Origin of the sequence: Sphaerospermopsis reniformis (assembly GCF_005402885.1) — a bacterium.
Taxonomy (GTDB): domain Bacteria; phylum Cyanobacteriota; class Cyanobacteriia; order Cyanobacteriales; family Nostocaceae; genus Sphaerospermopsis; species Sphaerospermopsis kisseleviana.
Genome location: NZ_BJCE01000267.1, coordinates 1 through 6794 on the forward strand (window position 1 = coordinate 1; position 6794 = coordinate 6794).

Annotated in this window: 7 protein-coding genes and 1 pseudogene; 1 reads left to right on the forward strand and 7 read right to left on the reverse strand. The window is 37.9% G+C overall.

Features of this window, described 5'->3' with window-relative positions; all coding sequences use genetic code 11:
* Window positions 1-548 precede the first annotated feature (548 nt).
* Window positions 549-719: an Asl3888 family RNA-binding protein gene (locus tag FFR48_RS29120; RefSeq protein WP_187039505.1), complete on the forward strand. Its 171-nt coding sequence runs from the start codon at window positions 549-551 to the stop codon at window positions 717-719.
* A 272-nt stretch (window positions 720-991) separates the two neighbouring features.
* Here the strand turns inward: FFR48_RS29120 and argH are convergent, their stop codons facing one another.
* The 7 genes and pseudogenes from argH to ispF form a co-directional block, all read right to left on the reverse strand.
* The gene (gene argH / locus FFR48_RS23765; RefSeq protein ID WP_137669073.1) at window positions 992-2374 is read right to left on the reverse strand and encodes an argininosuccinate lyase; all 1383 of its coding nucleotides are present in this window, start codon (window positions 2372-2374) and stop codon (window positions 992-994) included.
* A gap of 146 nt (window positions 2375-2520) precedes the next feature.
* Window positions 2521-2744, reverse strand: a pseudogene (locus FFR48_RS30640) (hypothetical protein).
* Between the two features lie 91 nt (window positions 2745-2835).
* On the reverse strand, window positions 2836-3630 hold the full coding sequence (gene larB, locus FFR48_RS23775) for a nickel pincer cofactor biosynthesis protein LarB (protein WP_096566856.1): 795 nt from the start codon (window positions 3628-3630) through the stop codon (window positions 2836-2838).
* Between the two features lie 197 nt (window positions 3631-3827).
* Window positions 3828-5615, reverse strand: coding sequence for an ABC transporter substrate-binding protein (locus FFR48_RS23780; protein WP_137669074.1), 1788 nt, complete (start codon window positions 5613-5615; stop codon window positions 3828-3830).
* A 41-nt stretch (window positions 5616-5656) separates the two neighbouring features.
* Window positions 5657-5854, reverse strand: coding sequence for a hypothetical protein (locus FFR48_RS23785; protein WP_137669075.1), 198 nt, complete (start codon window positions 5852-5854; stop codon window positions 5657-5659).
* A 67-nt stretch (window positions 5855-5921) separates the two neighbouring features.
* Window positions 5922-6131, reverse strand: coding sequence for a hypothetical protein (locus FFR48_RS23790; protein WP_137669076.1), 210 nt, complete (start codon window positions 6129-6131; stop codon window positions 5922-5924).
* A gap of 19 nt (window positions 6132-6150) precedes the next feature.
* Window positions 6151-6633 carry a 2-C-methyl-D-erythritol 2,4-cyclodiphosphate synthase gene (gene ispF / locus FFR48_RS23795; RefSeq protein WP_096566848.1) on the reverse strand — a complete coding sequence of 161 codons (483 nt, stop codon included), beginning with the start codon at window positions 6631-6633 and terminating at the stop codon, window positions 6151-6153.
* Window positions 6634-6794 lie beyond the last annotated feature (161 nt).

A 6794-nucleotide genomic window follows, 5' to 3' on the forward strand; every position in this document is an offset into this window, starting at 1 on the left:
GAAAAAGACTACCACCATCATTGCTTGGTTTTCGCGTCGGCAATAGTCTCAATTCAATACTTGATATCACCGTATTATATATCAAGTAGTTGATTTTTTCCTAAAAATATATTGATTTTTGTCAATAAATATAAGTATAGTTTTGTCTATGAAATTGTCAACTTAGGACTTGCTCATGGTCATTCTGAGAATCAGTCAATTTTAACATCTGCTGTCAGTAATTGCCTAACTCCTTAAACTCCTTAAACTCCTTGAACTCCTAACTCCTTGAACTCCTAACTCCTTGAACTCCTGACTCCTTGAACTCCTGACTCCTTAAACTCCTAACTCCTTGAACTCCTGACTCCTTGAACTCCTGACTCCTTAAACTCCTGACTCATAAGAAAAATTATGATCAATCCGGCTTGACATACCTCCATTAAATAAGGTAGACTAGGATACTGTTTCAACTATTTTGATTTCTACACTAGGCTGAAGGTGTATCAATAACATCGGTAACTGGATATTGCCTGAGTGTAAGTTTTTTGTTGTTTATTCATGAGGTGAATATGGCCAAGCGCCGTAACCCGAAAAAAGAAAAGGCGCTACGGAACCAGGCTTATGCCAGGAAGTTTCGTAAACGGACTACGACAGGAAGAATGCAAAGACGGTTCCAACAAAGACCACCTAAGAGTGAAGATGAAGAAACAGGGGCAGCAGCAATGGACGCTGCTGATTAATTTTACTGTTTGAATATTTACTCTTTGAATATTTACTCTGGAATTAATTTGCTATGTTTGGGCGTACATTTATTTTTATCTGTACGCCCTTGTTTTTAGGAGGCAGAAGGCAGAAGGCAGGAGGCAGAAGGCAGAAGGCAGAAGGCAGAAGGCAGAAGGCAGAAGGCAACAGTTTATTTTTTTCCCAATCACCCATCACCAATCACCCATCACCAATCACCCATCACCAATCACCAATCACCAATCACCAATTACCAATTACCTATTTATTGTTATACAATTTGAGTACGTGCAGCAATGAGCGCCTGTTTAACTTGCTCAAAGCCTGTACCACCGTAACTATTACGGGCTGCAACTACTTGACGGGGTGATATGGCTTCATAAATATCTTCTGCAAAGGCGGGGTGTATTTGTTGCCATTCTTGCAAGGTTAAATCTTTCAGCAGTTTACCAGCAGCGATACTGGTTTTCACGACTTTACCAACGATATTATAAGCTTCCCTAAAAGGTACTCCCCGCGCTGCTAAATAGTCTGCGACATCGGTAGCATTGGAAAAGTCTTCTGCTACTGCTTCTGCTAGGCGTTGGGGTCGAAATTCTAAACCTTCTTGCATTAAAATAGTCATAGCCTCTAAACAGGCTTTAACTGTGTTCACAGCATCAAAAATACCTTCTTTGTCTTCTTGCAAGTCTTTGTTATATGCCAGGGGTAAACCTTTCATAATTACTAACATGGCCTGAAGATGACCAAAAACCCGCCCGGTTTTCCCTCTTACCAACTCTGGTACGTCGGGGTTTTTCTTTTGGGGCATGATGCTAGAACCTGTAGCACAGCTATCTTTGAGGGTGACAAAGCGAAATTCTTCTGATGCCCACAGGATCACTTCTTCCGAAAGACGGCTGAGGTGAACCATGATCATACTCGCTGCACAGAGAAATTCTATGGCAAAATCGCGATCGCTGACTCCATCTAAGCTATTAGCATAAATATCATCAAAATGCAATAGTTTTGCTGTGTAATGTCTATCAATGGGAAAAGTCGTTCCCGCTAAAGCACCACAACCCAAGGGGGAAATATTCACTCGTTTGTAAACATCTCCTAAACGTTCCCAGTCCCGTTGTGCCATCTGCAAGTATGCTAAGAGGTGATGGGCTAAACTCAGCGGTTGGGCGCGTTGGAGGTGGGTATAGCCAGGAATGAGGGTTTCAACGTTGTTTTCCGCAATATCTAGTAATACTTTTTGAAATTCCCTTAAATACTGACGAATTTGTTGAATTTTGTCGCGCAGATAAAGTCTTGTATCTGTTCCTACTTGGTCATTACGAGAACGGGCGGTATGTAACTTTTTACCGACATCGCCAATAATTTCTGTAAGTCGCTTTTCTACAGCAAAATGCACATCTTCGGCATCAATACCAGGTTGAAATTTACCTTCTCGGTATTCTTGCCTAATTTGTTCTAAACCTGTAACTAATTTCTCTCCTTCTTCTGAGGAAATAATTCCTGTGTGAGCCAGCATTTGAGCATGAGCTTGAGAACCAGTGATGTCATATTCTATGAGTTCAATGTCAAAACTGATACTGGCATTAAAACGAGCGATCGCTGGATGTAGAGCGGTTTCAAACCGCTGGCTCCAAGTTTGTTTTTCGGTCATAAATTAGAAAGGAGAGGTAATAACAATTTGTGATTTTAGACTTTGAATGAATATCAATTCCAAATTTAAAATCTAAAATCTAAAATTTAAAATCTAAAATCTAAAATCTAAAATCTAAAATCTAAAATCTAAAATCTAAAATTCATTCAACCGTAACTTGTTAAACTCTTAAACATATAGCCGATAACCATCCCAATTAACATTGCCCAAACTTGACCTGTTTTAACAAAGTTATTCCAAGCATTTTGCATCTATCCTAAAACATCTGGGTCTTGTATCTTAGTAGCTACTTTGTAGCTACAAAGTTAATATCAATGTGTATATTTCCCAAAAGGGAAAACAGTGTATCATGAAAATGCAAATATTCCATAATCTCTTTACCAAACGGGTGATCAGCTTATTGAATTAGCAGTAATTGATCCAATCAGCAGTTACCGAAATTATACGCAGTTTTCACTGTATTAACCTAACTCTTGATCCGATGCCAAGCGTAATTTCTCGGAAGTTCGCAAAATTTGTCCTGCTAACACCGCTGCACCAAAGCCATTATCAATATTAACCACACCAATACCTGCTGCACAAGAATTAAGCATTGTTAACAAAGGAGCTAAACCGCCAAAACTTGCACCATAACCGATGCTAGTAGGAACAGCAATCACTGGACAATCTGCTAAACCTGCAACCACACTTGGTAAAGCGCCTTCCATACCTGCCACAACAATTAATACAGATGCAGAATTAAGCAAATGACGATTATTTAATAAACGGTGAATACCTGCCACCCCCACATCCCAAAGACGCTGCACACGGAAACCATACAATTGGGCAGTCATAGCAGCTTCTTCAGCGACGGGTAAATCAGCAGTACCAGCAGAAACTATACCTATTTCTCCGGGAAAACGCGGTTGAATTTCATGGGGAATAATCGCACAAATCCTTGCTAATTCAAAGTATTGTAAACCTCTGACTTTTTTTTGCAGGATAGAATATACATCTGGTTGAATACGAGTGGCCATGACTACGGAAGTACGATGACGCATCACTTCCATAATTTGAGCAATTTGCTCAGGAGTTTTACCAGGACCCCAAATAACTTCGGGGAAACCGGTTCTTAAATGACGATGATGATCGATTTTGGCAAACTCACCCACAGATTCATAAGCTAAATCTTTGAGAGATTCAAAAGCTGTATCTGGGGAAATTGTACCATTAGCAACAGATTCTAATAGAGATTTTAAATTTTCAGGTTGACTCACAGCAGTTTTTTGGGGAATGGGGAATAGGGAATAGGGAATGGGGAATGGGGAATAGGGAATAGGGAATAGGGAATAGGGAATAGGGAATAGGGAATAGGGAATAGGGAATAGGGAATAGGGAATGGGGTAATAGATAATTATTTATCACCAATCACCAATCACCAATCACCAATCACCCATCACCCATCACCCATCACCTACTTTGTAATTTTAATTTCATGAATGTTCCAGAAAGCACCACCCAAAGCAGAATATTTAATTCCTGCAAACTTATTTCTTACCGCTCCTAGAGAATAGGGATTTACCAAATAAATAAAGGGTAAATTCTCCTGTGTTATTTTTTGACTTTCAGCATAAATTTCTTTCACCTTCGCTTCATCAAATTCTTGAGCGCCTTGAATATAAAGTTGATGTATTTTTGCTTCCCAAGGTGCAACTTCCCAACCTTGAATTGGTTTTTGTCCTGGTTGGGGTTTTTGATTAAACATATGTAAAGCACCTTCAGGAGACCAAACACTTGCACCTTCATTGGGTTCTAAACCACCTGTTAAACCTAACAACGATGCTTCCCAATCTAAAGTATTAGAAAGTTTATCTAAAAAAGTATTCCATGCTAAAGGTGTGAAATCAACTTGGATACCTATTTTACTCAAATCTTGTTTAATTTGTGAACCCATTGCTTCACGGATTTTATTACCTGCATTGGTAAGTAAAGCAAATCTCACCCGGTTTCCTTGTGCATCTTCTAATTGATTTTGTGCATTGTATTTAAAACCAGCTTGGAGTAGTAATTCCTTAGCTTTTTCAGGATTGTAATTATAAACTTTTAATCCTTGTTCTGGAGTGAGATAATAAGGACTTTGGACAGAAATCGGTGAATTTTGCATTTGTCCCAAACCACGAAAAGTATTGTTAATCATGGTTTTTCGATCAATTGCGTAAGCTATAGCTTGACGAAATTCCACACTATTAAACCAACGTGATTTAATCGGATTAACAAGGGGTTTACCATTTCTTTTACCTTTATTCAAATTGAAAGAAATGAAACTTGTACTTGATGAAAGACCTCCATTATAAATTTGGAAATTACCTTGTTTTTCTTGTGCTTTGAGCAAAGAAAAATAATCAGGTGTCACTCCTACAAAGTCTAACCCACCAGAACGAAATTGCAGTAAAGATGTATCTGTAGATTCAACAATTTGCCAAATAATACGCTCAATATAAGGTTGGGGTTGACCTTGTGCATCTTTACGCCAATAATAGGGATTACGACGAAAAATTATCCGTTGACTGGTATCGTAACGTTCTAGTTTATAAGGTCCATTAACAATAATTTGCTCAGGTGGAGTATCTACACCCCACATTGTTAGAAATTTCGGTTTACCATCTTGATCTTTTGTTTTTACCGATTCTCTTAATACATGAGCAGGTAAAATAGCAGCACCAGCACTTTGTAAGAATGGTCTAAAAGGTTCGGGTACACTAAATTCTACTCTTTTATTATCAACTTTTCTCACGGTTGGTAATTTGCGATCTTTTCCAATTCTCAAAATATCTCTCACATTAGTGGGGATGTCTTTATTCAGATAAATATCGTTATAGGTAAAGACGACATCATCAACGGTTAATGGTTTACCATCTGACCATTTTAAATTATCCTTTAAAGTGAAGGTAATTTTGAGTTTATCTTCGGAAACTTCCCAGGATTCAGCTAAATTTGGTTCTAGTTCACCCGTAATAGGATTTTGGCTAATTAGTCCCTCATAAGTATAACCGAAAATATTAGGTGATTCGGAACTGAGGGCATAGTTAAAGGTTTTGGGATCGCTGAGAATGCTAGTTACTAATTGTGGTACTTGCTGACTTGCATTACTTTTGAAGTTGCTGGGGTTACAACCTGTGATTGATAATGCTGTAAATGACAGGATGGTGATGAGTAATAAAAGGCGTGTTGTGTGATTGAGAATGTTTTTATTGAATTTCATAATTTTTTTCACAAAATATAACCACAAAATCTAAATACTATTTAGGTTGATGAACGGGAATTATTAAACGAGTCGAGAAAATGCTGTGTCATTGTCAAATATCTGATTCCTGCTGGTTCTAAAGCATTTTTTACTTCTGATGTACCAAAGTCTTTACTATTATTACTAATAAATTCTTTATTTTCTTGAGGATATAATTGATCATGATCTAGGATAGATTGTAATATTAAATTATCCATAATGTCATTTTTAATTAGTAATGTTTCTGGCTGTATCAATATTGATTGACAAATATTCTTAAGGTTATTAAAATTTACATTGATGATTTTTCAGAATTTCTTGCGTTGTGATATCTACTAATAATGCAATTTGCTGATTTTGATCTAAGACAATAATATCTGGAGAAGGTAGTTGAAATAAACTTTCTATTTTTTCTGGTGAATCAACTTGATTATTCCAAATATTAGAAATTAGTCTGATTTTAACTAATTCTTCAGGTTTATCTAAACTAAACATTTTCTCATCCTCCTATTAACTAATCACCAGCCACTAACAAAACTACAGCATAGGCACAAATACCTTCTTCTCTGCCAGTGGGACCCAATTTTTCATTAGTAGTAGCTTTGACACCAACTTGATTTGGTTCTAGTTGTAAAACTGCTGCTAATTTATCTCGCATTGTAGCAATATGGGGTTTTAATTTGGGACGTTCTGCAACAACAACAGAATCAATATTGCCAATTTTCCAACCTTGCTCAATAATTAACTGATTTACCTGTTTTAATAACACAAGACTATCAGCGCCTTTCCATTGGGGATCACTGGGGGGGAAATAATGGCCAATATCTCCTAAAGATAAAGCGCCTAACATAGCGTCCATAATGGCGTGAGTGAGAACATCAGCATCACTGTGTCCTAACAAACCGAGTTCATGGGGAATGTGAACACCACCCAAAATTAAAGGGCGATCGCTCACCAATCTGTGAATATCGTAGCCGTTACCAATTCTGATGTTCATAAAAAATAGAAGTTCAGGAGTTCAGGAGTCAGGAGTCAGGAGTCAGGAGTCAGGAGTCAGGAGTCAGGATGTCATGGAGTAAGGACACAGGACACAGAAACCAGTACCCACTCGACTGTCGCAAGCACGTAGTCGCCAGTCACGAGACAGCCGTCTCGAGC

Excerpts from the sequence above, each read along its gene's own strand:
- FFR48_RS29120 (WP_187039505.1), top strand. The coding sequence starts at position 549 with ATGGCCAAGCGCCGTAACCCGAAAAAAGAAAAGGCGCTACGGAACCAG.
- FFR48_RS23790 (WP_137669076.1), bottom strand. The coding sequence starts at position 6,131 with ATGTTTAGTTTAGATAAACCTGAAGAATTAGTTAAAATCAGACTAATT.
- argH (WP_137669073.1), bottom strand. The coding sequence starts at position 2,374 with ATGACCGAAAAACAAACTTGGAGCCAGCGGTTTGAAACCGCTCTACAT.
- FFR48_RS23780 (WP_137669074.1), bottom strand. The coding sequence starts at position 5,615 with ATGAAATTCAATAAAAACATTCTCAATCACACAACACGCCTTTTATTA.
- ispF (WP_096566848.1), bottom strand. The coding sequence starts at position 6,633 with ATGAACATCAGAATTGGTAACGGCTACGATATTCACAGATTGGTGAGC.
- FFR48_RS23785 (WP_137669075.1), bottom strand. The coding sequence starts at position 5,854 with ATGGATAATTTAATATTACAATCTATCCTAGATCATGATCAATTATAT.